Genomic DNA, 26638 nt, shown 5'->3' with positions numbered 1-26638 from the left:
GCATTCCTGTTCCTGGCGGTCGCCGCAATGAGTGGCTTCGTGCTGTTGGCATCTCGCTGGCTTCGCCGCTCGGACGGATCCACTACACGCTCTTCCTCCGACCCGTGCTGTTTCACCATTGGCAGCGCTCGTGGGCATGGCTGGCGGCAGCAGCGCTGGTGATCCCGGTCCCCGTCATACTCAGTTACTTCGGGGCTTTCCGTTTGAACCAGCTGCCGGCAGGATCCTTTACGCCTGGGCGCTCGTGCTGATGCTCATCGGCCTGATCGCCGCGGAGGTGAAAAAACAGGCTGCGCCAGCTCAGGAAGCCTTTCTGCGGTAAATGCGCCAATCGGCCGTCTCCCGCACCAGCGCATAGTGGCGGGCGATATAGTGGGCGTAAAGATCGCGCAGCCCGTTGCCCGTCCAGATCTCGATCGGCCATTTCGGATCGAGGATAAGATCGACGTCGGCGAACATCTCTTCCGCGGCCGGATGATCATACGGCCCAAGAGTTCGCCCCCAATGATACCAGACGCTGTCGCCCGCGGGCGGCGTCAGCCCCAGGCCGGCGGAGAAGGGATTGACGAAATCGAGAACCGCGACGCGCTCGTCACCAGACATGAGTTGCGACAGGATGGCCGAAGCGTCCACCAGTGTCCTGTTGTATTCCTCAAAATATTCGTATTGGCCGGCGCTCCACATCTCAACGAGCCTGATCTCGGAAAACGCCGGCAGCGGGATCGCTTTGCCTCGGCCGCCGGCAGCGTAATAGGCGTGAATTGCGAATGATGCAGCGTTGCCGACGGCGGCAGGCAATAGCAGGAACCCCACGAGTAGCGGCAGCGCAAACCGCGCTTTCCTGAATCGGGAGAGCGGCTTGGCGCGAAAGAGGCTTTCCGTGATGATGGCGGCGCTTGCACCCAGAGTCAGAATACCGACGGTCTGGAAATTCTGCCCAATCAAGAGGATTCCGGTCGTGCCGCAGAAGGCAACGAAGAGCAGATGCCGATAGCTCGGCGTCAGGTTGAGAACGATGAGCACGACTGTCAGATAGACAAGAAGGTCGGCGAGATTGTTCCGTACCAAATGACCGAGTGCGGTCAACGTCAGAACGCCGCCGCTGTTCTTTGCTGAAAGGCCAAGGTCAGCAAGGTAGTTGAACCCGCCGCGCCAGACGATTTCAATCGCGATGACGCTGAAGGCGATCATCCCCAGCGCCAACCTCACCCAACCGATCTGGCGACGATCGAAAAGCATGAACAATAGGAAGCCAAGCCCTACGACCCCATAGGTGATTTTGGTGTAGAGCATCAGCAACACAAGGAAACTGGCGCATGCCGCATCGACTGCCTTGCTACTCCCGGCGGCCGGCAATCGAGGCAGATACATCACCAACAAAAAGCCGAGCGACGCCCATCCAATCCGGTTGTAGAACATGGCAAAAGTTAGCTCCCCTATCCGCTCGCCCGGATTCGCGGGAGCCGCAACTATCAGGAGCAGGAAGAGCGCAAGCGGAAGTCCGAACGCCTTATGCATCCGGCCGCTCACGATTTCCGCAGCAATGGCAGTAAGCAGGAGGACCACTATCGCCATTCCAGACGGCATCGCGCCGCCCAGATTGCCCGACAAGCCATAGCCGGCAGCGGGAATATAAAATGTCAGCGGCCCGAGCGACGAATGGAAATCCACATTCGGCACCTGGCCACGCACTATGCGATGAGCACCATCCAGGAAAACGAAGAGGTCGTTGACGTACTTGGTCGTCGCCGTTCGGCCAGGCAAAGCGAGAAGGGCGGCGAGAACGAAACCCATGCCGGCGATGACAACCCACGACCGGCTCAACCGTGACGCCAGGGGCGATGCGGCGTCTGCCGTTTCCACCGACCTTTCCGTCTCAGTCACTGCACCTCGCTTTGCGTCTTCGCCTGGCGCCACTGATAGATCGTCCACTCGGATGTTTTCTGAACGACCTCGAATCGAGCCGAAAGAAACGGGCCGTACAGCGCCTGCAGCGGCAGGCTGTTGATTCCTGTTTTTGGCACCATGACGAACTTTACATCCGCAAAGAGCACTTCCGGTGGGATGTAGGCTTTCTCGTTGATATTGCGGTTCCAGTGAAACCATGCGGAGTCACCGGTAGGCGGACGAATGCCGAGCCCCGCTGAAAAAGGATTGGCGAAATCAAGCACGAAAACGCGCTCCGGCGGTACCGGCAATGCCTGCAGCAGACTTCCCCCGGTGATGATGTCGTCGAGATAACGCCTTATGAAGTCAGGCTCGCCGCCGGGCGGATCGATCTCCCGAACATCGTCGAAACGCGGCAGCCCGAGAGATTGCCCGGCTTTCTCAGCCGCAAGCGATGTATGCAGAATGAGAGCTGCGGCGTGGTGTACGATCGGCGGCAACAGGAATAAGGTCGCAAGCAGCGGCAGAGCCGTGGCAGGAAGAGCCAAACCTCCCGCCCTTCTCCCTTCATCGCCTTGCTGAAGCAACGCGGCTTTCTGCGCCAGAACGACTGCACCGCAGTAGAGCGTGATGATGCCCCAGCTGTGGGCGTTCTGGTTGATGATCGCCAAGCCGGCGCCTACGCAGAACCCGAAGAAGAGAAAATCGCGGAATCTGCGGGTTTGCCAGATGGCGATCAAAGCGAAGGTCGCAAATACGACGAGGTCGGAAAGGTTCTCACGTAGGTTCTTCAGGATGCTGCCGAGGTCATGGCCGCCGCTGACACGCGCCGCCGCCCGCAGATCCTCAATGTGCTGAGCGGTTCCGCCCCAGAAAAACTCGATGGCGATCATGGCCAGCCCCGTCAGCAGCAGGGCGGTCACGACCCAGCGACGCTGCTGCCGATCCAATAGGATGATCACCAGAAAGGCGGTTCCAGCAAGCCCGTAGGTCGCCTTGGTGTAGAATGAGACGAGCAGAAGAAAGACGGCGGCAAGAGTATCGGCGGCATCGCTTCGCCCGCGCGCGGGCTGCGGCGTCAGATACATCACCAGCAGCAGGCCAAGCGCGACCCAACCGATGCGGTTGTAAAACATCGCGAAGGATGGATACCAGATGGAACTGCCGAGATTGATCGGCGCCGCAAGGATGAGAGTGAGGAATATGCCGAGCGCGGCCGCCAATGACGGGCTGAGGCGGGACATGAGAATGCGGATCATCGCCGGGATGAAGGCGACGACAACAATAGCCATTCCAACCGGTATGGCAGCGCCGAAATTCCCCGTGAGTTGATATCCAGCCGCCGGAAGATAAAAGACGAGTGGCCCGAGCGCCGTGTGGAAATCGCGATTCGGCACCTGACCGAACGTGATGCGGTGCGCACCGTCGATAAAGACCAGTACGTCATTGATAAAGGCGGCGTTGATGGTCCTCCCGGGCAGGGCAAGCATGGCCGCGCAGGCCAATGCTGTTAGAATGATTGCGCCTTCGGCCGACAGCAACCGCCGTATCCTCGCCGCCGGTCGCTTGCTGGCACCTGCGCTCGTTCCGATGGCCGCGTAAGCGGCGTGATTGCCAGGTTCCGTCACAGCCGCAACCTCTTGAAGATCGGTTCCGGAATTAACCGGATCGCCGTCATGAGCGGCCGCCATATGCGTCTGACATAGACGACGTCCCCGCCTCTACCTCCCTCCGCGACGGTAAAGATCTTCTGCGCGACCTCCCGAGGTTCGGCTGTGAGAAGCGGCGGCAGCTTCATGCCATGCGTCATGCGTGTCCGAACGAAACCCGGCTTCACGGTGAGCACGCGCACGCCGGACCCGGACAGCCGGCTTCTCAGGCCAGACAAGTAGGCGGTCAACCCGGCTTTTGCGGCGCCATAGACATAGTTGGACGCGCGTCCGCGATCTCCGGCGACGGAGCTTATGCCGACGATGGTACCTGATCCCCTTGCCGCAAAACGTTCTGCCAGAAGGCCAAGAAGCAAAGCTGGTCCTTCGAAGTTCGTCCGCATGATCATGGCGGCGTGCTCGAGCTGCCGTTCTGCGCGAGACTGCTCGCCCAGTTCGCCGACAACGCAGACTACCGTGTCGGGCAGAGGCGAAACGACGCCCACAAAATCTTCGAAGTGGCTCGTGGCGAGGATATCGAGTTCGTGAACCAGGACATTAGCGCCGGTCCGCGCGCTGATGTCGTCGGCTTCGCGCTGTACGGCGGAGAGCTTTCGTCCGGTGAGAAGCACATTCCATCCGGCCTCCGCATAGATCAGCGCCGTCGCGCGACCGATATCCGACGTCCCGCCTATCAGGAGCAATGTCTTGCAGATCCCCGTCATATGCCGAGCCTCTTTGCCAAGCGGGAATTAAAGTGACGATCGGCGCCCGTTATTTTGCGTAGCTCTTTGAACGCAGCCAACCGAGGGTAACCGGCCTCGAATGTGTGACGTGACTGTCGTGCATCCTTGGCGAGATAGAGCCGCCCCCCTGCCTTGACAACCAGCTCGTCGATTTCGTCGAGCAGCCGGAACACTTCCTGCGTGACGGGCAGGTCGAGTGCGAGCGTGTAGCCCGGGGCAGGAAAGGACAGCAACCCGCTCCCGCGCCCCAGCTTCTTCAGAACGGCAAGAAAGGAGCCTTTTCCCGAGCGCGCAAAGCGCTCGAGAATGCCACTCAGGACTGCCAGCGCATCCTCGGCAGGAACCACGCACTGATGCTGCAGAAAGCCCCTCCTGCCATACAGCCGGTTCCATTCAAGGATACCGTCCAGTGGAAAGAAATATTTATCCCAGTGGACTAGCGACGTCTTGGCCGCCTTTCGCGCTCCCGCCCTGAAATAAAGCTCGTTGAAGGCTGCTACGCTTGTTTTGTTGAGCACCCATTGCGGCAGATCGAATGGCAGTGAAAACCTCCCCTCGTTTTCCGCTGCAAAACGATCGGCCTTCGGCATGCCGCCGACCTCGTCCAGCGACGCGTGTTCGCCGGCGAAAATCAGCGAGCGTCCAAGGGAAGCGCCTTGCAAAAGGCAATCGATCCAGGCGACCGAATAAGTGGCATCCTCGGTCTGCTGCAGCGCCTTCAACGCCTCGCCAAGGTTTTTCGTGACGATCGTCTTTTGCGCGATCCAGCCGGATTCGATCGGTCTCAAGCGGAAGGTCGCTTCCGCGATAATCCCGGTCATACCCATGCCACCGACCGTCGCGAAGAAAAGCTCAGGGTTGCGCGTGCGGCTACAGGTGAGGATCTCTCCGCCGGCGACCACCAGCTTGAGCTCGCTGACATGGTCACCGAACCCGCCGTCGCGATGATGGTTCTTGCCGTGCACGTCAGAGGCGATCATCCCGCCGACCGTGACAAATTTGGTGCCCGGTACCACAGGCGGAAAATAGCCTCTCGGGACAAACGAGCGCAGAATGTCCGAGAGCATTACGCCCCCTTCCACGGTCAGCGTCGCATTGGTGGGATCGAAGCTCCGAATCCGGCTTAGCCCACGGCACATTAAGGTGGAGTATTCGCCGATCGCCGCGTCACCATAAGAGCGCCCATTTCCGTGCCCGATCAGTCCCACGCAAGCCGCCACGGTGCCTGCAAGCGCCTCCGGCAGCCGGCAGTCGATTGCCTCGCTCTCATGGTGCGGATAGCGTCCCCAGCCCTCCATGAGTTTGTCACGCCTCCTCTGGTTTGAAGACGAATTTCCGGTCCAATGCGTATTTGGAGATGTAGCCGATCGCCAAGCCGAGCGCTCCGCCGGTGTATTTTGCGAGGTCCGTCTTCCAGACCGTCCAAAAAGCAATTTCAAACCCCCAGAATATGAGCGTCGTCAGGACACTGAACAGGCCGTAAAGCGCCAGCTTGAGCATCTCGTCGCCGTATGACGTGTAGCCGTCGAAGAAGATCCATCTTTTGTCGAGGACGTATTTCAAGCCGAAGCCGGCAGCAGTCCCTGCGAGCATAGATGGCATGAGGCTCGGCGACGGGGCCAGTTGCATGACACTAGCCTGGACCGCGAAATTGGCGGCCGTGGAGAGCATGGCAAAGGCGAGGTAGCGGGTTGCGAGGCTGGCAGAAGTGCTTCGCTCTGAAGACTGACGACCCATGCGACCACCTCACATCGCGGCGATGACAAGTGCGCCGGCAACGCCGAGCGTGGCAAGGCTGACCTTGTCCTTCATCGCGAAGACGACTGGATCGTCATGCATCTGCCCCCGATGGGCGAGCATGAGGATGCGGGCAATCCAGCAGGCAAGGATCGGCCCGGCCAACCACAGCATAGCTGGCCTAGTGTAGATGTCTTGGGCACTGTCGCTTGCGGCATAGAGGGCAAATAACGTCAGCGCGTTCATTCCTGCTCCAGCTGCCAGGGCACCCACCATACCAATATCCGCCTTCCTGTAATCGCGGTTTCTGGAGTCCGGCAGGTGCGCGGCGCGTCGCGAAATGAGCTCGGTGTATCGCTTCACCAAAGCGAGCGAGAGAAACCAGCTCATCATGAAGGCAAGCAGCCAGGGAGATGGCCACACCGAGACGGCGGCAGCGCCGCCGATCACCCGTGTGGTGTAAAGGGAGGCGAGAGCCACCACGTCCAGGATCATCTTCCGCTTGAGGAAGAAAGAATAGGCGGTGGTCAAGGCGAAATATCCCGCCAGCACGAGCACAAAGACCGATGAAACCATGGCGGCGACCGTTAGCGCCAGCAAAAGCAGGATCGGGATTGCCAGAACGGCGCGCGAAAGCGGTATCTCGCCACAGGCAAGGGGTCTGCGGCATTTGGTTTTATGCCGGCGGTCGTCCTGCAGATCGACCAAGTCGTTCAGGAGATATACGCCCGAGGCACAGAGCGAAAAAGCCACCAAAGCCAAGCAGGCATTCGCAAGGCTATGGAGCTCAAAGAGTTGATTTGTCAGCAACGGGACAAATACCAACGCGTTCTTGACGTATTGATGCACTCGCAACGAACGCGCCCAAATCCGCCATGTCGGTTTGTCGTGGCTCAGATGCTCGACGTTCTCGCATTGGTACGAAAGCGCTCGCGCAACTGCCGCCGATGTCCTTATGGCATAAGACTTTGCGGCGTGGCGCCAGACTGCCAAGTCGGCCGAGCCGTTGCCGATATAGTCGAAGCCACCCTCTCCGAAGGCGGCCACGAGTTTTGCCGCCTTTAGCTCGGCGGCACAATTCATCGTCTCGCTTGTTGCAAACCAGCCGGTGAAGAGGCCGAGGTGGTCTGCAACCGCGCAAACCAGGCGCTCGTGGGTTGCAGAAGCGAGATAAACCGAACGCCCCTCCTCCCGTGCGGTCTTGATGACCTTCAGCACTTCCGCGTCATAAGGAAGGATGGATGGATCGAAATCCGCTGGCTGAGACAGGCGGTGCTTCAGACATGCCTTTCCGGCGGAAAGCGACCTGATGAAATCGACGATCGAATGGGGCCGACGGCTAAGCTCCGAGAAGGCCGCCTCAATTAGCAGGTCGGATCGCACCAGGGTGCCGTCAAGATCAACCACTAATGGGCGGGGCGACAGCGATCTTTGCAGGTCCGGTGGACTGTGCACCGACAATGCCGCAGGCTCAGGTTGAGGCCACTGGTCCTCCTCGGCTCTCGGCAGAAAATCTCTTCGTAGCTGGAATTCGTGATGCAGCTCGTTCAAAGGATTTCCCTTATGCTTCGAAACCGTGAAAGCTCGCCGAACCACGGCTAAGCAGTTTAGTTCCATCACCAAAATGGGTGAGGTGCCGCCGGGGAGAACCTTATCGGAGGTTGAGTTTTTTCTCGTAAAACGGAGAGTATCTCCGCAGATCCAGAGGTTCGGGCCCCGGAGTTGGTGCCGAGGAACTTGCACAACGTTACAGCGTTTCTGAATATCATTTTCAGCTCGGCTGTCCGCAACATCCCAGCCTCTTCCCAGGGCCGCATGACAACACAACAGATAATCGCCTTTTCTGTCATCGGGCTCATGATGGCGGTCTTTATATGGGATCGCTTCCGCTATGATGTTGTCGCGTGTTGTGCGCTTGTATTGGCAGTCGCGACCGGCATTGTGCCGCCGGAAAAAGCGTTTTCCGGATTTTCGGATGACATCGTCATTATCGTTGGCAGCGCACTGGTCGTCAGCGCAGGCGTAGCGCGGTCAGGCATTGTGGATTCGGCAATCAAGAGATTTTTCCCGAATCTGGACACGTTTTACACGCAGCTTGCGCTCTTGATGATTGCGGTGGCGATGCTTTCTGCTTTCATTAAAAATATCGGCGCGCTTGCGATCATGATGCCGGTCGCCTTCAAGTTCGCGAAAAAATCCGGCGCCTCTCCTTCAAAATACCTGATGCCGATGTCGTTTGCCGCTTTACTTGGCGGATTGATGACGCAGATTGGCACCTCGCCCAACATCGTCGTTTCACGATTGCGGGAGGAGATGACGGGGACCTCCTTCACCATGTTTGACTTCACGCCGACAGGTGGTGTTCTCGCGATTGTTGGCATCACCTTCCTCTTGTTCTTCCACTGGCTGGTGCCAAGCCGCACCAAGCAGAACAGCTCGATTGAAGATGCAATCGAAATCAAGAATTACACCAGCGAAGTCGCGATCACAGACCAGTCAACTCTGGTTGAGCAGGCTTTGAGCGATCTCCTGAAGCTCGGTGATGGTGAGGTCATAGCCACGGCAGTGCTGCGGGGTGGTACCCGAATGGCTGCATTCCCTGATCTCACGCTTCGCACTGAGGATATTATCATGCTTGAAGGTCCATCGGCAGCGATGGATCGCATTGTATCCCAGGGGAAATTGAAGCTTTCCGGCAAGCCTCTGGCGGAAGGCGGCCATCCGGAATCAGACATAATTTCGCTTGAGGCAATCGTTAGTCAGGAATCATCCCTCGCTGGCCTTTCGGCCAAAGAATTGGCGCTTTCCTACACGCGCGGCGTCAACCTTTTGGCGATTAGCCGGCGCGGTGAACGCCTCAAGGAACGTCTTGGAAACTTGACGATCAGCACCGGTGATGTGCTCCTTCTGCAAGGCAACCGGAAAAGCCTGACTGCCCTTCTGCAGGATTTCGGCCTGCTGCCACTCGCACAGCGCGAGGTGCTGCTCGGCACCCGCCGCCGCGCCTTCATTCCGCTTCTTATCCTGGCGCTCGCGATGGCAACGACCGCGGCCGGCCTCGCGCCGGTTCCGGTGGCCTTCTTCGCGGCCGCCCTGGGCATGGTCGTTTTTCGAGCTGTTCCACTTGCCGATGTCTATAAATCGGTTGATGGACCGATCCTCGTGATGCTCGCGGCCCTTATTCCCGTCTCCGACTCCTTGCGCACCTCCGGCGGCAGCGATCTGATTGCCGGCTGGCTGAGTGGGGCGGCGATGAACCTGCCGGCATGGGGTGCGCTCGGCCTGATCTTGGTGACCGCCATGGCCGTTACTCCCTTCCTCAACAACGCTGCAGCGGTCCTTGTCATGGCACCGATCGCCGCAGGCTTTGCAACGGGTCTAGGCTTCAAACCGGAAGCCTTCCTGATGGCGGTGGCCATTGGCGCGGGTTGCGACTTCCTCACGCCTGTCGGCCATCAGTGCAACACGCTCGTCTTCGGTCCTGGCGGTTACAAGTTTTCCGATTATCCGCGACTCGGCTTGCCGCTGTCGGCGTTGATTATTCTCGTCAGCGTGCCGGCGCTGCTATTTGTCTGGCCCGTCAACTAGTGTGGAACGACGCCTCACTTCCGAAAAGTCGTGCGTGACTGCCACAGCGCCGCAAAACAGCGAAAACGGAGCAATGGACATCGCTTAAACCATCAACTCCCCTTCCACCAACGCCACCCAGTAAGCCGCCCCGTATCCAAGCGCCTCATCATTGAAATCATAAGCCGTGTTGTGGTGCAGCGCACCGTCAACCGCCGGTCCATTGCCCAGCCAGACATAACAGCCCGGCGCGTTCTGCGCGAAGAAGGCAAAGTCATCTCCGGCCGTCGATGGCGGAAATTTCCTCCGCACTTTTTCACCAAAGACGATGCCGGCGGCGGCAAGCGCCCGTGATGTCGCATCCGCATCATTGACGACAGGTGGTATGCGCCGCTCAAAACGATAGTCGGCCGATACGCCGTACATCGCAGCCGTCCCACTCGCCAACCGGGCGATCTCTGCCTCCAGCTGGTCACGCACCTCAGGCGAATAGGCCCGTGCCGTTCCGCCGATCTCCACAATATCGGGAATGACGTTCAACGCCTTGGCATCGCCCGCCTGCAGAAAGCAGGCGCTGAGGACCGCGGGCTGCAGCGGGTCGACAACACGGCCGACGATCGTCTGCAGCGATGATAGGAAAGTACCGGCTGCCGTGATCGGATCGCGGCCGAGATGCGGCTTGGCGCCGTGCGTGCCGACGCCGCGAAAGGTGATGCGCCAGCTGTCGGAGGAGGCGAGCTGTGGTCCCTCGACCACGGCGATCTCGTCGACGGCAAGCCCCGGCATATTGTGCAGGCCATAGACGGCATCGCAGGGGAAAAGCCGGAAGAGCCCCTCCTCGACCATACGCTTCGCCCCGCCGCGGCCTTCTTCGGCCGGCTGGAAGATGAAATGCACGGTGCCGGAAAAATTCCGCGTCGCCGCCAGATACCGCGCGGCGCCGAGCAGCATTGCCGTATGGCCATCATGGCCGCAGGCATGCATCTTTCCAGGCACTGTCGATTTATAGGGCCGCTCCGCCATCTCAGGCATGGCGAGCGCATCCATATCGGCTCTCAACCCGATCCTGCGCGTGTCATTGCCGACCTGCAGCGTGCCAACCACGCCGGTGCCGGCAAGCCCGCGATGCACGGCGATGCCGGCCTCCTCAAGAAGCTTGGCGGCGATACCGGCGGTGCGCTCCTCCTCGAAACCGAGTTCCGGATGGGCGTGCAGATCGCGGCGCAAGGCGGTGAGGAACGGCAGATCGTCCTTGATCCGGGCAGGAATACTCATGGGCTGGATATCCCTCCATGTGAAACGGGCGCCCGAACGGCGCCCGCGTCAGATCATTCGTTTTTCATCAAACAGCTCGCGAGTTCAACCCTCAAGCTTCTTCGACGAATACCTCCTCGCGCTTCTTCCTGACGCTCGGCAGGAAGACGACGATGAGCACGGCGACCGCGATAGCCAGAAGCGTGGCGCTGATCGGCCGTGTGATGAAGGTGCTAGGGTCGCCGCGCGACAGGATCATGGCGCGTCTGAGGTTCTCTTCCAGCAGCGGCCCGAGCACGAAGCCGAGCAGCAGCGGCGCCGGCTCGCAGCGCAGCTTGGCCAGCACATAGCCGATGAGGCCGAAGAAGGCGACGGCATAGAGATCGTAGACGTTGGAATTGACGCTGTAGACCCCAATCGAGCAGAAGGCCATGATGATGGGGAAGAGTACGTAATAAGGCACCGTCAACAGCTTCACCCAGAGCCCGATCAGCGGCAGGTTGAGGATGACGAGCATCAGATTGCCGATCCACATCGAGGCGATGATGCCCCAGAACAGCGCCGGCTGCTCGGTGGCGACGTTCGGGCCTGGCACGATGCCCTGGATGATCATGGCGCCGATCATCAGCGCCATCACCGGATTGGCCGGAATGCCGAGCGTCAGCAACGGAATGAATGAGGTCTGCGCTCCGGCATTATTGGCCGATTCCGGGCCTGCAACGCCGGCAACCGCGCCCTGGCCAAATTCCTTCGGCGTCTTCGACAAGCGCTTTTCCACCGTATAAGAGGCGAAGGAAGCGAGGATCGCCCCGCCACCCGGCAGGATGCCGAGCGCCGAGCCGATGGCGGTGCCGCGAATGATGGGCGCGATCATCTCCTTGAATTCCTGGCGCGAAGGCAAGAGGCCCGATACCTTGGCCATCAGCACCGTTCTTGTCGACTCTCCCTCGAGATTACGCAGGATTTCAGCGACGCCGAAGACGCCGACGGCGAGCGCCACGAAATTCAGCCCGTCGGCATATTCACGGATGCCGAGCGTAAAACGCGGCGTGCCGGTATAGATATCGGTGCCGACGAGGCCGAGCAGCAGCCCGAGCGCCACCATCGCCAGCGCCTTGACGACCGAGCCATGCGCCAGCGCGATCGAGGACACGAGACCGACGATCATCAGCGAGAAATATTCAGCCGATCCGAATTGCAGCGCAATGTCGGTCAGCGGCGGCGCGAAGACCGCAACGAGGAAGGTCGAGACCGTACCGGCGAAGAACGAGCCGAGGGCCGCGATCGCCAGCGCCGCCCCCGCCCTGCCCTTGCGCGCCATCTGATAGCCGTCGATCGCGGTGACGGCCGAGGAGGATTCGCCCGGCATGTTGATGAGGATCGCCGTTGTCGAGCCGCCATACTGCGCGCCGTAGTAGATGCCGGCGAGCATGATGAGTGAGGAGACCGGCTCGAGCTGGAAGGTGATCGGCAAAAGCATGGCGATCGTCGCCGTGGCTCCGATACCGGGCAGTACGCCGATCAGCGTGCCGAGCAGCACGCCAATCAGGCAGAAGAGGAGATTATCGAGCGTTGCCGCCGTGGCAAAGCCGAGCGCGAGATTGCTGAAAAGATCCATCGCCGCCTCCTAGAACCGGACCCAGGGGCCGAAACGCTCGAACGGCAGTCCGAGCCCATAGCTGAAGACGGCGACCGAAAAGACCGTCAGCAGCAGCGACAGGATGACCGCGAACACCAGATTCATCTTGCGCGACGCAAAGCAGGCGATGAAGGCGGTGAAGAACAGCGCCGGCGCAAATCCGAGCCCGCGCACCGTCAATCCGAAGAAGACGGGAGCCGGCAGAATGAAGAGCATGCCGCGCCAGGCGAACGGATCGACCGGCTCCCCCTCCACACGCAGCGCCTGAATGAAGATGATCGCGCCGAGAAGTATCAGCGCGCAGGCAAGGATAAACGGAAAATAGCCGGGGCCCATGCGCAATGCCGTGCCGAGGTCGAGCCCGACCGACTGATAGGCAAAGAAAGCGCCGATCGCGACGAAAAGCGCACCGCAGATCGCATTGGTGCTATCGAGACTGATAGATTTCATGGTGTCTCCTGAAGTTGGAGATGGTTCACGTGATGCCGTCACTGCCGCGATGGCCCCTCATCCGCCTGCCGGCACCTTCTCCCCGCTCGCGGGGAGAAGGGAACATGCTGCAGCCTCTCCGTTCCTCCCCATGTCTCGCATGGCAGGTCCCCTCTCCCCGTTTAGGGGAGAGGGTTAGGGTGAGGGGCTATTCCTGGCACATCCCTCACTAGTCCGCATATTCCCCGGCAGCCTCGATCACCGGCTTCCAGCGGGCTATCTCGCTTTCGAGCTTGGCTTTCAAAGCAGCAGGCGTTGCATCTGCATCGGAAGACGGCGCCGTGCCGAGTTCGGCGAAGCGGGCGCCGACATTCGGATCCTTCAGCGCCAGCTGCAGCGACTTGGACAGGCGCTCGTTGATCGCGGCCGGCGTACCCTTCGGTGTGTAGATGCCGTGCCATATGCCCACTTCGAAGTCCGGCAGGCCGGCTTCGACAGCCGTCGGTACATCCTTCAACACCTCGAGACGCTTCGGCGAGGTCACCGCATAGGCCTTGATCGTGCCGCCCTTAATCTGTTTCGTCGTGTTGGTGGTCTGGTCGCACATGATATCGACCTGGCCGCCGAGCAGATCCGTCATCGCAGGGCCGGTTCCTTTATAGGGTACGGTCGTGAGTGGCGTCTGGATGGCGCTCATGAACATCATGCCGCAGAGATGCGAAGCCGCACCGATGCCGGCATTGGCGACCGTCACCTTGTCCTTGTTGGCCTTGACGTAGTCGATCAGTCCCTTGAGATCACTCGGCTCGAAATCCTTGCGTGCGACGATCGTCATCGGCACCTCGGTGACGAGGCCGACATATTCGAAGGCGCCGAGCGTGTCGTAGGCGAGCTTGCGATAGAGCGTGGCGCTGGTCGCCATGCCGATATGGTGCAACAGGATGGTGTAACCATCGGGATCGGCGCTCGCCACCCGGCCGGCGCCGAGCGTGCCGCCGGCGCCGCCGACATTTTCAACGACGATCTGCTGGCCGAGATCCTTCGACATGGATTCCGCCACAAGGCGCGCAACCGTGTCGGTGGGGCCGCCCGCCGCAAAGGGGACGACCATGGTGATGGTGCGTTCGGGGTAGGTCTGCGCCGAAGCGACGCCGGCGAGAAGAGAGACCGCGGCAGCCGCGGTCAGGCCGAGCACGGCCTTCAGGATTTTCATCGTTTCCTCCCTGATGAAACAGCAACCCCGCCGACACATCCTCCGCGCCGGGGATGACCTATTTGCCGCCGAGAGAAATCGCGCCGCAATCATTACCGTCGCTTCCGCAAGATGATTCTGCGGCAGTGCAATGCAGCATGGGTCGATTTGGAAACAAACGGCATAGGCGATGGGTGGATTTCCACCCAACGCGCAACGTTCCAGGGCTGGAGCACCATTGTCCCGGAGAATGCACGACGCAAACCAGGATTAGCTTTCGGTCGTCAGCATCCGCTTGTCGAGGCCGTATTTCTGCATCTTTTCGTAAAGGGTCTTGCGGGAGATGCCGAGGGATTCATAAACAGGCCTGAGACTGCCCCCATGCGCCACCAGCGCGCTGGCGATAATCCCTCGCTCGAATTCGGCGACCCGCTCTGCAAGTCCGATTGCCTCCTCGGTGTGCCGTCCGCCATTGTCGAGACCCAGGACCAGACGGTCGGCGGCATTCCTCAGTTCCCGCACATTGCCGGGCCAGTCGCGCTGGGCGATGTCGGAGATCACCTCCGGCGGCACGGCCACCTCGTCGCGGCCGTAGCGGGCGGCCGCTTCGCGCAACAGTTGCAGGAAAAGCAGCGGAATGTCCGCCCGCCGCTGCGACAGCGACGGCACATGCAGCGTCGCGACGTTCAGTCGGTAAAACAGATCGGCGCGAAAGCGGCCAGCGGCTACCTCCGCCTCTAGGTCTACTTTGCTCGTCGCGATGAAGCGCACGTCGAGCGGCACGACCTCGTTCGATCCGAGCCTGGAGATCACCCGCTCCTGCAGCACCCGCAAGAACTTCGCCTGCAGATCGAAGGGCATGGAGCCGATCTCGTCGAGCAGGATGGTGCCGCCGCGCCCATGTTCGAACTTCCCGTAACGCGGCCTGACCGCGCCCGGGAAGGCGCCAGGCTCGTGGCCGAAGAGCTCGCTCTCGATCAGGTTCGCCGGCAGCGCGGCGCAGTTGATCGCAATGAACGGCCGGCTCGCCCGGGCGCTGATATCGTGAAGTGCGCGGGCCACGACCTCCTTGCCCGCCCCGGTATCACCGACGATCAGCGTATCGGCATCGCTGGCGCCGATCGCGCGGATGCGATAGCGCAGATCCACCATCACCTGCGTGCGCCCCGGCAGCCGCGCCTCGATGTCGTCGCGTTTGCCGGCAACCGCCTTCAGCAGTCGGTTTTCGAGCACCAGCCCGCGCCGCTCCATCGCTCGGCGAATGACGCCGGCGAGCATTTCAGGCGTGAACGGCTTCTCGATGAAATCATAGGCGCCTTCGCGCATCGCCTTGACCGCGAGCTGTACATCGCCGTGGCCGGTGACGAGGATCACGGGCACCTCCTGATCGATCTCACGGATCTTCTGCATCAAAGTCATTCCATCAATGCCGGGCATTCGGATATCGCTGACGACGACGCCGGGAAAACTGTAGCCAATCAGTTCCAGCACATGTTCGCCGCTCGAAAAGGTCTCGACGCTGAAGCCGGAGAGTTCCAGCGCCTGCGCCGTCGAGCGGCGCAATTCTTCCTCGTCGTCGACGAGCAGGATCTTCGCATCATTCATTCCGCCGCCTCCGGAATCAGCCCTGCCGCCGATTGCAGCTCGATGCGGAACACCGCGCCCCCTTCGGAATGATTGGCAGCCGTCAGGCTGCCGCCGAAATCCTTGACGATGTTGTAGGAGATCGAAAGCCCCAAGCCGAGCCCCTTGCCGACACCCTTGGTCGTGAAGAAGGGATCGAAGATGCGCTCGGCGATCGCCGCCGACACGCCGGGTCCGTGATCGCGCACCGTCAGCACTACCTTGCCGGCCTCCTCGAAAGCCGAAACCTCAATGCGCCTGTCATCCAACCCCTCCACCGCATCGGCCGCGTTGGAGATCACATTCACCAGCACCTGCTGCAGCCGCACCGAGCCGGCGCGCACCACCGGCGGGTGCGTTCCGAGATCGAGCCGGAGCTCGGCGTCCGCCGCCTTCAGCCGCCAGGCGATGATCTCGAGTGTATCGCGCATCGCCTCGTCGAGTGAAACGGGCCCGAGCTTCTCGTTCGGCTTGCGGGCAAAATTGCGCAGGTGCCGGCTGATTGCGGCCATGCGGTCGATCAACCCGCCGATCCGCCTTATATTGTCGCGCGCCTCCTCCGTCCGGCCTCGATCGATCAGCACCGAGGCACTGTCCGTGTAGGTCTTGGCGGCGGCGAGCGGCTGATTGAATTCATGCGAAAGGGCAGCCGACATCTGCCCGAGCCCAGCGAGTTTGCCCGCCTGGATGAGATCGGCCTGGGTCTGGCGAAGCTGCTGCTCGGTCAGCCGCCGCTCGGCGATCTCCTCCTCGATGCGGCTGTTGACGCGGGCAAGATCCGCCGTGCGCTCCTCCACCCGCCGCTCGAGCTCACCCCGCGCTTCGGCCTGCATCTGCATGCGCTCGGCAAGTCGCGCCCGCCGCTGGCGAATGACCGCGACAGCAAGGCCGGCGATGCAAAGGATGAGAAAGACGGCGACAAGCGCGGTGCGCGCCTGAGCGCGGATGGAGCTTGTCTCCATCAGCACATTCACCGTCCAGTCCTCGGCCGGCATGTAATGCGACAGCACCAGATACTCGCTTGCGCCCCGATCACTCGCAAGCGTCATCAGATCATGCGGCTCGAAGCGATGGCGCGTCACCGGCAGCGCCGTCAGCTTCGCATTGGCGTATCGCCGCGACGCCTCGGTGCGGGCAATACGATCGGCGGTCAGCGGCAGGATCGCGCCATAGAGCCATTCCGGGCTGCCGGACATGAAGATGATGCCCTCGGGATCGGAGACGAAGATCTTGTATTCGCCACCGCTCCAGGAGGATTCGATCATGTCGATATCGACCTTGAAGACGATGACGCCGCGAATGTCCGCACCGACCCTGATCGGAGCCGAAAAATAATATCCTCGCTTTAGCGATGTGGTGCCAAGTGCGTAAAACCGCGCCTGCCGGCCTTCGATCGCCTCCTGGAAATATGGCCGGTAATTGAAATTCTGGCCGACGAAGCTCCCCGGTCCATCGTAATTGCTCGCCGCGATCGTCTCCCCGTCCGGCTTCACCACATAGATGTCGGAGGATTTTAAAAGCCCGTTGATCTCCTTGAGATAGAGATTGGCCGCATCACGCAGCGCCATATCGTTGGGCGCGCTCACCAGTTCCTTGATATCGTCGTGATCGGCGATCAGCGCCGGCAGCGCCTCGTAGCGGTTGAGGTGGCCGCTGAGCGCCGAGACGGCAAGGCGCAGCGCCGTTCCCGCCTGAGCGGAAGCCTGCTGCATATAGGCGCGCGTCGCAATCGCGCTTCCATAGGTGAAGAAGGCGAAGATCACAAACGGCACCACCAGCAGCGCCGCGATGGCACGATATTTCGAAGACAGATCCGGCTCCTCCCTTTCTGCCTTCACTCCCCAGCAAGGCATGCCCGACGGCTCAGTTTAATGAGGCAAGCGAGGATTTCCAAGGGCTCACCGGAACTTGACACTCGGCAGGGACGGATGTCCTATTGCTGCACCGCAAGGAAACCCATTCATGAGCGACGACCAAACGCCCGCCGACAGCAAACTCACCAACTCCAAGCGCCGCTGGGCGTCAGAGGGCAAGTTCCTGACCGGGCGCATCAGCAGGCCCGAGACCGAGCGCCTGCCGCCCGGCCAGCACCTCGTCAAGAATTGGCCGGTGCTCGATCTCGGCCAGCAGCCGGTCATCTCAACCGAGAGCTGGCGGCTTGAAGTGCGTGGTCTGGTCGAAACGCCTCTCACCCTCACCTGGGCCGATTTCCAGGCGATGGAGCAGAGCACTGGGGTGAGCGACATCCACTGCGTCACCACCTGGTCGCGTTATGACAACAACTGGAAAGGCGTTTCGACGCGGGATCTGCTCGATCGCGCCATGCCGAAACCGGAAGCGGCCTACGTGATACTGACGAGCTATGACGGCTACACCACCAATCTGCCGCTCGCCGATTTCGCCGCCGAGGATGCGATCCTGGCGACCTCCTGGGAAGGCTTGCCGCTGACACCGGAGCACGGAGGTCCGATGCGGCTCGTCGTGCCGCATCTTTATTTCTGGAAAAGCGCCAAATGGCTGCGCCGCATCGAGTTGCTCGCCGCCGACGAGGCCGGCTTCTGGGAAAAGAACGGCTACCATATGTATGGCGATCCGTGGCGCGAGCAGCGCTATTCCGACGACTGAGCCTTCGGCCGCAGGAAGCGGCGAAGCGTCCGGATGGCAAGCCCCAACATGGCGGCCAACCCCGTCAGGGACGCCATGCTGGCAGGATGAAGCGGCACCTTGCTCCAGCTCGGCTTGACGATGTTGGCGGTATTGAATGCCTCGCCGCTGAACTGGCAGGTAATGAAGGCAAGCCCGCGACCCGCCATCTCGGCGTCGATGGCCGAGATGATTTCGCCCGCCGCGGTTGCCTCCCGCGGCATCTCACGCATCGCCAGCAGCACGGCTTTCGTCGCCGCGAGATAGGCATGGGCGCATTCGTTGAACGGGCTCTCCTCGTCCGTCACGCTGCCGGGCATCCGACCCCAGAGGCAATAGGAATACTGGATTTCGGCGTAGTTCAGGACACGCCGGAACGATTCGTTCGTATCGGCCGCCCGTGACACCAACATGCTGATGCTGCTGCGATACTCCGAAATGATCGCCATCTCGCCGTGGGAAATTGCCGGAATATCGAGACCGGTATCGGAGCCGCCAGAGCTGCTCCCATGGCCGAAAGCATTTCCGATAAACATTGGCAACAGGCTCGCGATGAGACCGAGAAAAGCAAACCTGCCAATATGCTGCATCACCGGAACGCCGGCCGCAGTCCACTCTTGGCGGAAAGACCCCTTTCTGCCAGCGCTCCGAAAACCAGACCGAGCGTTGCCCAAAGGATCGCATGCATGCCGAGCGAGGTGGTGCGGAACCGCCAGAGTACCATCGCCGAGAAATTCTCGGGCACCTCGTTGATCGGCGGCAACAGGTAAAGCACGAAGCCGATGAAGACGAGATAGGCGATGCCGGCGATGATCGCGCCGTTCCAGAGACCGAAGCGCTCGCCAAGTCGGCGCGACAGCGCGACCGCGGCAACCAGCGAGGCGAGCGAAACGACAATCATCAGGAAGAACAGCTCGGTCCTGACGCCGATCGTTTCGGGATTGCCGACCGCTGGGGGGTTGGCCGGATATTTGATTCCGGGAACAAGCACCACTGCCACGAAGGCGGCAATGGCGATGACGGCCGAGGTGCCGCGCGCCGAGAGGCTGCTGAAGCGGCCATGTACGAAGGCGAAGGCGAGCGAAAAGAGCCCGCCGACGGCGATACTGTAGGCCATGACGCCGGTGAAAAGGCCGAGACCAGCCTGCGTGGCGCGGCTGACGATTTCAGGTTCGGCAGCTTCGCCCGCCGCCTGGGCGCTCGCCTCCTCGAAGGCGATTGCCGCATCGACCAGCGGCTCGCCGAAGATATGGGCGAAAGCGAAAACGAGGATGCCAGCAATCAGGCCCGCGAGCATGCCGCGAAGCAGAAGCTTTCCAACCATCTCAATATTCCCACTAAGCATGTCGCACAAAAGTGTGCAGCAGTTTTGCGATAACGACATGCGTAAACAAAGACCTAAAGCGCGAGAAGCGAATCTGAAAGATCGCGATGCGCTTTAGTGGCAGGGAAAGCCGAGCAGATGGCGGCCGTCATGCACGAATTCGTGCACATACATGCCGTTGAACAGCGCCATCGCGCCTTCCTCGGTGCCGACGAAATAAAGAACGATGAGCATCAGCAGGCCGCCGAAAACCGCCCAGGGCAGGATTTCCCCTACAGGGATTGGCGCCGGTGCCGCAACGGGCGCGAAAGTGGTGTCAGACATGTATCCCTCCGGAATGACGCGTTCAGTCGAAAGAGTGTTGTGCGGCAGGGTCTGACTTCCAGCGTAAAGAACTTCGAAACGCTGGTCACAGTGGCGCGACCGCGCCGGATTTCCACCGGCTTCCAAACCCGCAACAGCACGGTTATATCTGGACGCCGAAGAGACTGTCAACGAAACTTCGAGACGCCGGCGAAGGGTCGTCCTCACCATATTGCGAAGATCGGAACAACCGTGAATACCCGCCTCACCTGGATCTGTCACGGCGCCACGGCGGCAAGCCGCAAGGCCCTGTTCCCGCTGGATGAGCCGCTGGAAGACAAGGCCGCTGAAGAAGCCGGCCGGATGACCGCCCTGCCTCGCGCCGACCGGATCGTCACGAGCCCGGCTTTGCGTGCCCGCCAGACCGCTACAGCCCTCGGTCTCGACGCTCAAATAGAACAGCGGCTTGCCGACTGCGACAATGGCCGCTGGGCCGGCAGGCCGATTGCGGCAATCGGCACCGAAGAGCCGGAGAACCTCATGGCTTGGATGAGCGATCCGGAAGCCGCCCCACATGGCGGCGACAGTTTTCTCGGTCTGCGGACGCGCGTCGCCGGCTGGATGGATGAACAATCCACGCTCGGCGGCCATGTGATAGCCGTCACCCACGCATCGATTATAAGAACAGCGATTGCGCATGTGCTTCAGGCTCCCCTCCCCTCCTTCTGGCTCGTCGACGTCGAGCCGCTGGTGGTCGTTCGGATGACCAGCAATGGACAGCGCTGGTCGCTGCGCCTCTAGAGAATTAGACATCCCTCATACTATCCAGCCTTACGCAAGCAAATCGCGTCATCTCTATTGAACCGGGTCTGACCGGGACTACTTCCTTGTCCCAAGGAGACGGAAGCTATGGCATATGATTGGAGTGGGGAGCGTACGCGGCGCCTGCGCTTGATGAGGGTCGTGACGTTCACCTTAGTTATGGTCGGTCTGGTCGTCAGCGTTCCGCTGCTGATCGTCACCGCCTGAAGAGCGAGACGGGGCGAGCGATGCGACAGCACGCTCGCCCTCGTTCTTTCGTGAGGCTCCCCTCGTCTTGAATCCGGACATTCTCCAGTCTTCGAAGCAGCACCAGCGAAACGCCGTAGCGCAGCCGACGTCCCGACAGCACCGCAACGGACGGGCTGCCACCTCCAACAATTCGCCTTATGGTTTCAACGAACATTTCAGATTTTCCTGATAGTCCGGCAGAGGGTGGAGATGGAGAATGCGATAATGCCTGCGTTTTTCCGAAGCAGGGCCGGAAGGCAATGCGTGTCGGTTGTGTTTTTCGGAGTAACCCTCTGGATCCTCGGCACGGTGCTGCACTTCGACGACCGCCTCGTCTCCTTCATGACCGGTTTCGGCGAGTACGGGGCGGATAAGCTCGTTCTGGCTCTCGGCATCGCTGGCGCGATGAGCTTCATCTATTCGGTGCTGCGCATCGCCGACCTGCGCAAGGAAATGGAGCTGCGCGCCACCGAACAGGCAAAGGCCGATTGGACGGCAACCCACGACCATCTGACCAAGCTGCCGAACCGCTACGCCTTCGAGCGCAAAATCCTCTCACGGCCGGTCAGAAGCGACGAGGGCGAGATCGAGGAATGGGACGACAACGTCACGATCTTCTCCGTCGACCTCGACGGCTTCAAAAAAGTCGACGATCTCGTCGGCCACAAGGGCGGCGACGTGTTGCTGGTCGAAGTTGCCAGACGCATCTGCGCGCTTGGCAACGCGGATTGCGTTTACCGCTTCGGCGGTGACGAATTCATCATCGTCGCCTTTTCCCTGACGGCAGAGCGCGAGGAGCGTTTCGCCAAGTTGCTGATCCAGGCAGTCACCCGGCCGATCCATATCGATGGCTTTGCCGTCGAAGTCGGCGCCAGCGTCGGCTATGATCGCTGGCTTGAGGGCAGCGAGCCGCTGGAAGACGCCGCCCACCGTGCGGATCTCGCCATGTATGAGGCCAAATCACGCGGCCCTAACCATTATCTCGTCTTCGAAGCTTCGATGCAGGACAAGGTAACGGAACGCGCCTCTCTGGAAAGCAGGCTGCGCGCGGCAATCGCCGACAAGGCGATCATGCCTTTCTATCAACCTTTGATTGATTTGAAAACTGGCAAGCTTTGCGGTTTCGAAGCCCTCGCGCGCTGGGTCGGCGAGGATGGTGTCAATATTCCGCCGCCTGTTTTCATCGACATTGCAGAGGAAACTGGGATGATCACCGCCCTGTTCGAGGATCTCCTTGCGCAGGCCTGCGGCGATGCGCTCACTTGGCCAGCGCATGTCACCCTGTCCTTCAACGTGTCGCCGGTACAGATGGAAGACAGGCTGCTGGCCTCCCGCATCCTCAAGGTCCTTTCAGCAAGCCGGCTGCCGCCGCAACGCCTGGAGATTGAGATCACCGAAAACGCGCTGATCCAGGATCCCGCTATCGCCGCCATCATTCTCGAAGAGCTGCATGCGGCTGGAATCCAGATCGCTCTCGACGATTTCGGCACGGGCTATTCGAGCCTTGCCCAGCTCGCCCGCTACCGCTTCGACAAGATCAAGATCGACAAGAGCTTCATCGCCACCTATCGCGATGATGAACGGCAGGAAAAAATCGTCCGCGCCATGCTTGGCCTCAGCAGAAGCCTCAACATCAAGACGACTGCGGAAGGTGTCGAGGAGCATGGCCAGCTTGCCTTCCTGCTGCAGCTCGGCTGCGACATCGGCCAAGGCTATCTTTTCGGTAAGGCGATGCCCGCCGCCGAGGCGAGCATCTTCATCCGCGATCGCAACGCCAATCTGGCGTCAACCGCCTGACCCTCGCGTAATTCGACAAAACTGTCCCAAGGCTGCCACGCACCGTCAGCATGTGGCGCTCGGGCGGCCATGCCTTTCCGGCGGGAGTTTCGGCGCTAAGTTCGGTCATCGTGACGACTGTGCGGAGTCTCTGAAGACATGTCATCCACCGACCTCCTCCTGACATTCAACGCCGGCTCATCGACGGTGAAGGTCGGCGTCTTCTCGATTGATGGTGCCGAGGCACGACACCTAGGAAAGGGCGTCATCGATCTCCGCGCCGAGCCGCTCTCGCTTGTCCTGACCAAGGGATCGCAGACATTCGATATGCCCCTGAAGGCGGAGGTGACGGACGATCTGCACGGGGTCATCGACGAGACCTTCACGCGTCTCGCCGATCATTTCGATATGGCAGCGGCGGCCGTAGCCGGCCACCGCGTCGTCCATGGCGGCGAGCGCTTCACGAGCGCCGTCGCGCTTGATGACGCCGCCACCGATGGGATCGAAGCGCTGATCCCGCTCGCTCCCCTGCACCAACCGCAAGCGCTGCGCATCATCCGCGCGCTCTGTCACCTGAAGCCGCATCTTGTCCAGACAGCCTCCTTCGACACGGCCTTCCATGCCACGCAGGACGATCTCGTTCGCCGCCTCGCCATACCCCGTTCCCTGCATGAGGAGGGCATCAAGCGTTACGGCTTCCACGGGCTTTCTTATAAGTTCATCGCCAGTGAACTCGCTCGCAAGGCGCCGCATACGGCAAGGGCTGTGGTCGCCCATCTCGGCAGCGGCGCCAGCCTCTGTGCGATGGAAGACGGCATCAGCCGCGATTGCAGCATGGGCTTTTCGACCCTCGACGGCATCCCGATGGCGACACGCCCGGGCTGCCTCGATCCCGGCGTGATCCTGCACCTGGCAGGAGAGAGAAAACGGTCTCTGGGTGAGATCGAGGATCTGCTCTATCACCGCTCAGGCCTGCTCGGCGTCTCCGGCATCAGCGCCGACACGCGCGATCTGTTGAAGGACAGCCGGCCGGAAGCGCGCCAGGCGATCGACCTTTTCACACTGCGCATTGCCGGCGAGATCGGCCGCATGGCGGTAACCCTCCGCGGCCTCGATGCCATCGTCTTCACCGCCGGCATTGGTGAGCATCAGCCGGAAATCCGCGCCGGCGTGGCGAAACGCCTGTCCTGGCTTGGCCTTTCGATCGACGAGAAGGCCAATGCCGCCAATGGTTTCACGATCAGCACCAGGGAAAGCCGCATTGTCGCCCATGTCATTGCCACGGACGAAGAACAGGTGATCGCCGATGAAGCGCTGTCCGTTCTTCGCGCCCGCTGATCCAGATCAATGGCGCGCCGGCGCTAACGGCTAGAACTGACGTTGAACGTGTTTTCGAACGGGAGAAGCCAATGGAAAACCATGTCTCGACCGCCGCCGCCCTGACCGATGCTGAACTCACCCTGATCGACCGCTACTGGCGGGCCGCCAACTATCTCTCGGTCGGCCAGATCTACCTGCTTGCCAATCCGCTGCTGCGCGAGCCGCTGAAGTCAGAGCACATCAAGCCCCGTCTGCTCGGCCACTGGGGCACGACGCCCGGCCTCAACTTCATCTATGCGCATCTGAACCGCCTCATCCGAGCCCGCGATCTCGACATCATCTACATATGCGGCCCCGGCCACGGTGGGCCGGGCATGGTCGCCAACACCTATCTCGAAGGGACCTACAGCGAAATCTATCCCGATATTTCCGAAGACGCCGAGGGGATGCGCAAACTCTTCCGCCAATTTTCCTTTCCCGGCGGCATTCCGAGCCATGCGGCGCCGGAAACACCGGGGTCGATCCATGAGGGCGGCGAACTCGGCTACGCCCTCGTCCATGCCTATGGCGCCGCCTTCGACAATCCCGACCTCACCGTCGCCTGCATCGTCGGCGACGGTGAGGCCGAAACCGGGCCGCTCGCCGCCAGCTGGCATTCCAACAAGTTCCTCAATCCCGCCCGCGACGGCGCCGTTCTGCCGATCCTGCATCTGAACGGCTATAAGATCGCCAATCCGACCATTTTAGGCCGGGCGGGTGACGACGACCTCCGACGTCTCTTCGAAGGCTACGGCTACGAGCCGCTTTTCGTCACCGGCCATGAGCCGCGCGATATGCACCAACAAATGGCTGCGACGCTGGACCGGGTCTTCGAGCGCATCCGCGAGATCCAGGAGCAAGCCCGCAGCGGCAAGAGCACAGCCGGCTGCCCGCGCTGGCCAATGATTGTGCTGCGCAGCCCCAAGGGTTGGACAGGCCCAAAGGAGGTCGACGGCGAGAAGGTGGAAGATTTCTGGCGAGCCCACCAGGTGCCGGTCTCCAACTGCCGCGGGAATGACGACCACCGCAAGATTCTCGAGGACTGGATGCAAAGCTACGATCCCGAAGATCTGTTCGATGGCGACGGCCGGCTGAAAGCCGACCTGCGGGCGCTGGCGCCCGTCGGCAAACGCCGCATGGGCGCCAATCCACATGCCAATGGCGGCCTGCTGCGCAAGGAATTGGCCGTGCCCGATATTCGGGATTATGCAGTCGACATCGGCAAGCGCGGCAGCGTTGTCGCCCAATCGACGGAGATCCTTGGCCATTACCTGCGTGACACGATGAAGCTCAACGCCAAGGCGGCAAACTTCCGCATCTTCGGCCCCGACGAGACGGAATCGAATCGCCTCGGCAGCGTCTTCGACGTCACCGACCGTGTCTGGATGGAGGACATCGAACCCTATGATGTCCACCTCTCTCGCGATGGGCGTGTCATGGAGGTGCTCTCCGAACATCTCTGCCAAGGCTGGCTGGAAGGTTATCTCCTGACTGGCCGGCACGGCCTCTTTTCCTGTTACGAGGCCTTCATCCACATCATCGATTCCATGTTCAACCAGCACGCCAAATGGCTGAAGGTGACGCGCGAGCTCGAATGGCGAAAGCCGATCTCATCGCTGAACTACCTGCTGACCTCGCATGTCTGGCGACAGGACCATAACGGATTCAGCCATCAGGATCCTGGTTTCGTCGATCTCGTCGCCAACAAGAAGGCCGATATCGTCCGCATCTACCTGCCGCCGGACGCCAACAGCCTGCTCTGGGTCGGCGATCATTGCCTCCGCACCTATAACCGCGTCAACGTCATCGTCGCTGGCAAGCAGCCGGAGCCGCAATGGCTGTCGATGGACGAGGCGGTGAAACATTGCGAGACCGGCATCGGCATCTGGCACTGGGCAAGCAACGAGGAGGACACGATCTCGCCTGATCTCGTCATGGCCTGCGCCGGCGATGTCCCGACGATGGAAACGCTCGCCGCCGTCGATCTTCTGCGCAAGGCCATTCCCGAGCTGAAGATCCGCACCGTCAATGTCGTCGACCTCTTGGCGCTGCAATCCAGAGACCAGCATCCGCACGGCCTTGCCGACGAGGCCTTCGACGCGATCTTCACCGCCGACAAGCCGGTCATTTTCGCCTATCACGGCTATCCCTATCTCATTCATCGCCTGACTTATAAGCGCGCCAACCACGAAAACATCCACGTCCGCGGCTTCGTCGAGGAGGGAACGACGACCACGCCTTTCGACATGACCGTCCTTAACGAACTCGACCGCTACCATCTCGCCATCGAAGCCATCGAGCGCGTGCCGGGCCTGAAGGAGAAGGCGAAGGACACGCTCGCCGCCTTCCGCGGCAAGCTCGCGGAACATCATGATTACGTCAGGGAACATGGCGAGGACATGCCGGAGGTGCGGAACTGGATGTGGCCGGCCGCGTGAGACATCTGCGACTGACGCACGC

The 26638-nt window shown here is 61.0% G+C and carries 21 protein-coding genes; 6 read left to right on the top strand and 15 right to left on the bottom strand.

From position 1 onward, the window contains the following. Positions 1–300 precede the first annotated feature (300 nt). From PH551_RS08780 to PH551_RS08755, 6 genes are all read right to left on the bottom strand, one after another. Positions 301–1794 carry a hypothetical protein gene (locus tag PH551_RS08780; protein WP_245362165.1) on the bottom strand — a complete coding sequence of 498 codons (1494 nt, stop codon included), beginning with the start codon at positions 1792–1794 and terminating at the stop codon, positions 301–303. 86 nt (positions 1795–1880) lie between these two features. Then, complete coding sequence (locus PH551_RS08775) at positions 1881–3578, bottom strand: hypothetical protein (protein WP_285192682.1); 1698 nt, start codon at positions 3576–3578, stop codon at positions 1881–1883. Then, a complete protein-coding gene (locus PH551_RS08770) occupies positions 3512–4261 on the bottom strand; it encodes an SDR family oxidoreductase (protein WP_221112551.1) in 750 nt (249 codons plus the stop codon). Before PH551_RS08770 ends, PH551_RS08775 begins: the two co-directional genes overlap by 67 nt. Then, positions 4258–5580 (bottom strand): FAD-binding oxidoreductase, encoded by a 1323-nt coding sequence (locus PH551_RS08765; protein WP_285192681.1) that lies wholly within the window; start codon positions 5578–5580, stop codon positions 4258–4260. Before PH551_RS08765 ends, PH551_RS08770 begins: the two co-directional genes overlap by 4 nt. Positions 5581–5587: 7 nt before the next feature. After that, entirely contained in the window at positions 5588–6019 is a 432-nt protein-coding gene (locus PH551_RS08760; RefSeq protein WP_085779290.1) for a GtrA family protein, read from the bottom strand. Between the two features lie 9 nt (positions 6020–6028). After that, positions 6029–7570, bottom strand: coding sequence for a UbiA family prenyltransferase (locus tag PH551_RS08755; protein WP_285192680.1), 1542 nt, complete (start codon positions 7568–7570; stop codon positions 6029–6031). Positions 7571–7834: 264 nt separating this feature from the next. Between PH551_RS08755 and PH551_RS08750 the strand changes: the two genes are divergently transcribed. Further along, positions 7835–9607, top strand: a complete 1773-nt coding sequence (locus PH551_RS08750; protein ID WP_285192708.1) for an SLC13 family permease — start codon at positions 7835–7837, stop codon at positions 9605–9607. Positions 9608–9691: 84 nt separating this feature from the next. Here the strand turns inward: PH551_RS08750 and PH551_RS08745 are convergent, their stop codons facing one another. The 6 genes from PH551_RS08745 to PH551_RS08720 form a co-directional block, all read right to left on the bottom strand. Then, a complete protein-coding gene (locus PH551_RS08745) occupies positions 9692–10861 on the bottom strand; it encodes a M20 aminoacylase family protein (protein WP_285192679.1) in 1170 nt (389 codons plus the stop codon). A 91-nt stretch (positions 10862–10952) separates the two neighbouring features. Further along, positions 10953–12458, bottom strand: coding sequence for a tripartite tricarboxylate transporter permease (locus PH551_RS08740; protein ID WP_086083013.1), 1506 nt, complete (start codon positions 12456–12458; stop codon positions 10953–10955). 9 nt (positions 12459–12467) lie between these two features. Next, complete coding sequence (locus tag PH551_RS08735) at positions 12468–12929, bottom strand: tripartite tricarboxylate transporter TctB family protein (protein ID WP_097597384.1); 462 nt, start codon at positions 12927–12929, stop codon at positions 12468–12470. A gap of 208 nt (positions 12930–13137) precedes the next feature. Then, positions 13138–14121, bottom strand: coding sequence for a tripartite tricarboxylate transporter substrate-binding protein (locus tag PH551_RS08730; protein WP_285192678.1), 984 nt, complete (start codon positions 14119–14121; stop codon positions 13138–13140). Positions 14122–14370: 249 nt separating this feature from the next. Further along, positions 14371–15705, bottom strand: coding sequence for a sigma-54-dependent transcriptional regulator (locus PH551_RS08725; RefSeq protein WP_085779296.1), 1335 nt, complete (start codon positions 15703–15705; stop codon positions 14371–14373). Beyond that, complete coding sequence (locus PH551_RS08720; protein WP_285192677.1) at positions 15702–17576, bottom strand: sensor histidine kinase; 1875 nt, start codon at positions 17574–17576, stop codon at positions 15702–15704. The genes PH551_RS08725 and PH551_RS08720 overlap by 4 nt, the downstream gene beginning before the upstream one ends. A gap of 109 nt (positions 17577–17685) precedes the next feature. Here PH551_RS08720 and PH551_RS08715 point away from each other — a divergent pair, with 109 nt between their 5' ends. Then, a complete protein-coding gene (locus PH551_RS08715; protein WP_285192676.1) occupies positions 17686–18348 on the top strand; it encodes a sulfite oxidase-like oxidoreductase in 663 nt (220 codons plus the stop codon). Here PH551_RS08715 and PH551_RS08710 read toward each other — a convergent pair. The 3 genes from PH551_RS08710 to PH551_RS08700 form a co-directional block, all read right to left on the bottom strand. Then, on the bottom strand, positions 18333–18902 hold the full coding sequence (locus PH551_RS08710) for a hypothetical protein (protein WP_285192675.1): 570 nt from the start codon (positions 18900–18902) through the stop codon (positions 18333–18335). The two genes, PH551_RS08715 and PH551_RS08710, sit on opposite strands and share 16 nt — an antisense overlap. 53 nt (positions 18903–18955) lie before the next feature. Next, the gene (locus PH551_RS08705; protein WP_285192673.1) at positions 18956–19690 is read right to left on the bottom strand and encodes a CbtA family protein; all 735 of its coding nucleotides are present in this window, start codon (positions 19688–19690) and stop codon (positions 18956–18958) included. A 114-nt stretch (positions 19691–19804) separates the two neighbouring features. Further along, the gene (locus PH551_RS08700) at positions 19805–20014 is read right to left on the bottom strand and encodes a CbtB domain-containing protein (RefSeq protein WP_085779300.1); all 210 of its coding nucleotides are present in this window, start codon (positions 20012–20014) and stop codon (positions 19805–19807) included. A gap of 231 nt (positions 20015–20245) precedes the next feature. Between PH551_RS08700 and PH551_RS08695 the strand changes: the two genes are divergently transcribed. From PH551_RS08695 to PH551_RS08680, 4 genes are all read left to right on the top strand, one after another. Further along, positions 20246–20794 carry a histidine phosphatase family protein gene (locus PH551_RS08695; RefSeq protein WP_097597371.1) on the top strand — a complete coding sequence of 183 codons (549 nt, stop codon included), beginning with the start codon at positions 20246–20248 and terminating at the stop codon, positions 20792–20794. A 474-nt stretch (positions 20795–21268) separates the two neighbouring features. Further along, positions 21269–22840 (top strand): putative bifunctional diguanylate cyclase/phosphodiesterase, encoded by a 1572-nt coding sequence (locus tag PH551_RS08690; RefSeq protein WP_285192672.1) that lies wholly within the window; start codon positions 21269–21271, stop codon positions 22838–22840. A 138-nt stretch (positions 22841–22978) separates the two neighbouring features. Continuing rightward, the gene (locus PH551_RS08685) at positions 22979–24157 is read left to right on the top strand and encodes an acetate/propionate family kinase (RefSeq protein ID WP_285192671.1); all 1179 of its coding nucleotides are present in this window, start codon (positions 22979–22981) and stop codon (positions 24155–24157) included. Between the two features lie 71 nt (positions 24158–24228). Then, a complete protein-coding gene (locus PH551_RS08680; protein ID WP_285192670.1) occupies positions 24229–26616 on the top strand; it encodes a phosphoketolase family protein in 2388 nt (795 codons plus the stop codon). Positions 26617–26638 lie beyond the last annotated feature (22 nt).

The sequence above is a fragment of the Rhizobium atlanticum genome (assembly GCF_030182485.1).
In the GTDB taxonomy this organism is placed as follows: domain Bacteria; phylum Pseudomonadota; class Alphaproteobacteria; order Rhizobiales; family Rhizobiaceae; genus Rhizobium.
This window is presented reverse-complemented; position numbering and strand designations above follow the sequence as displayed.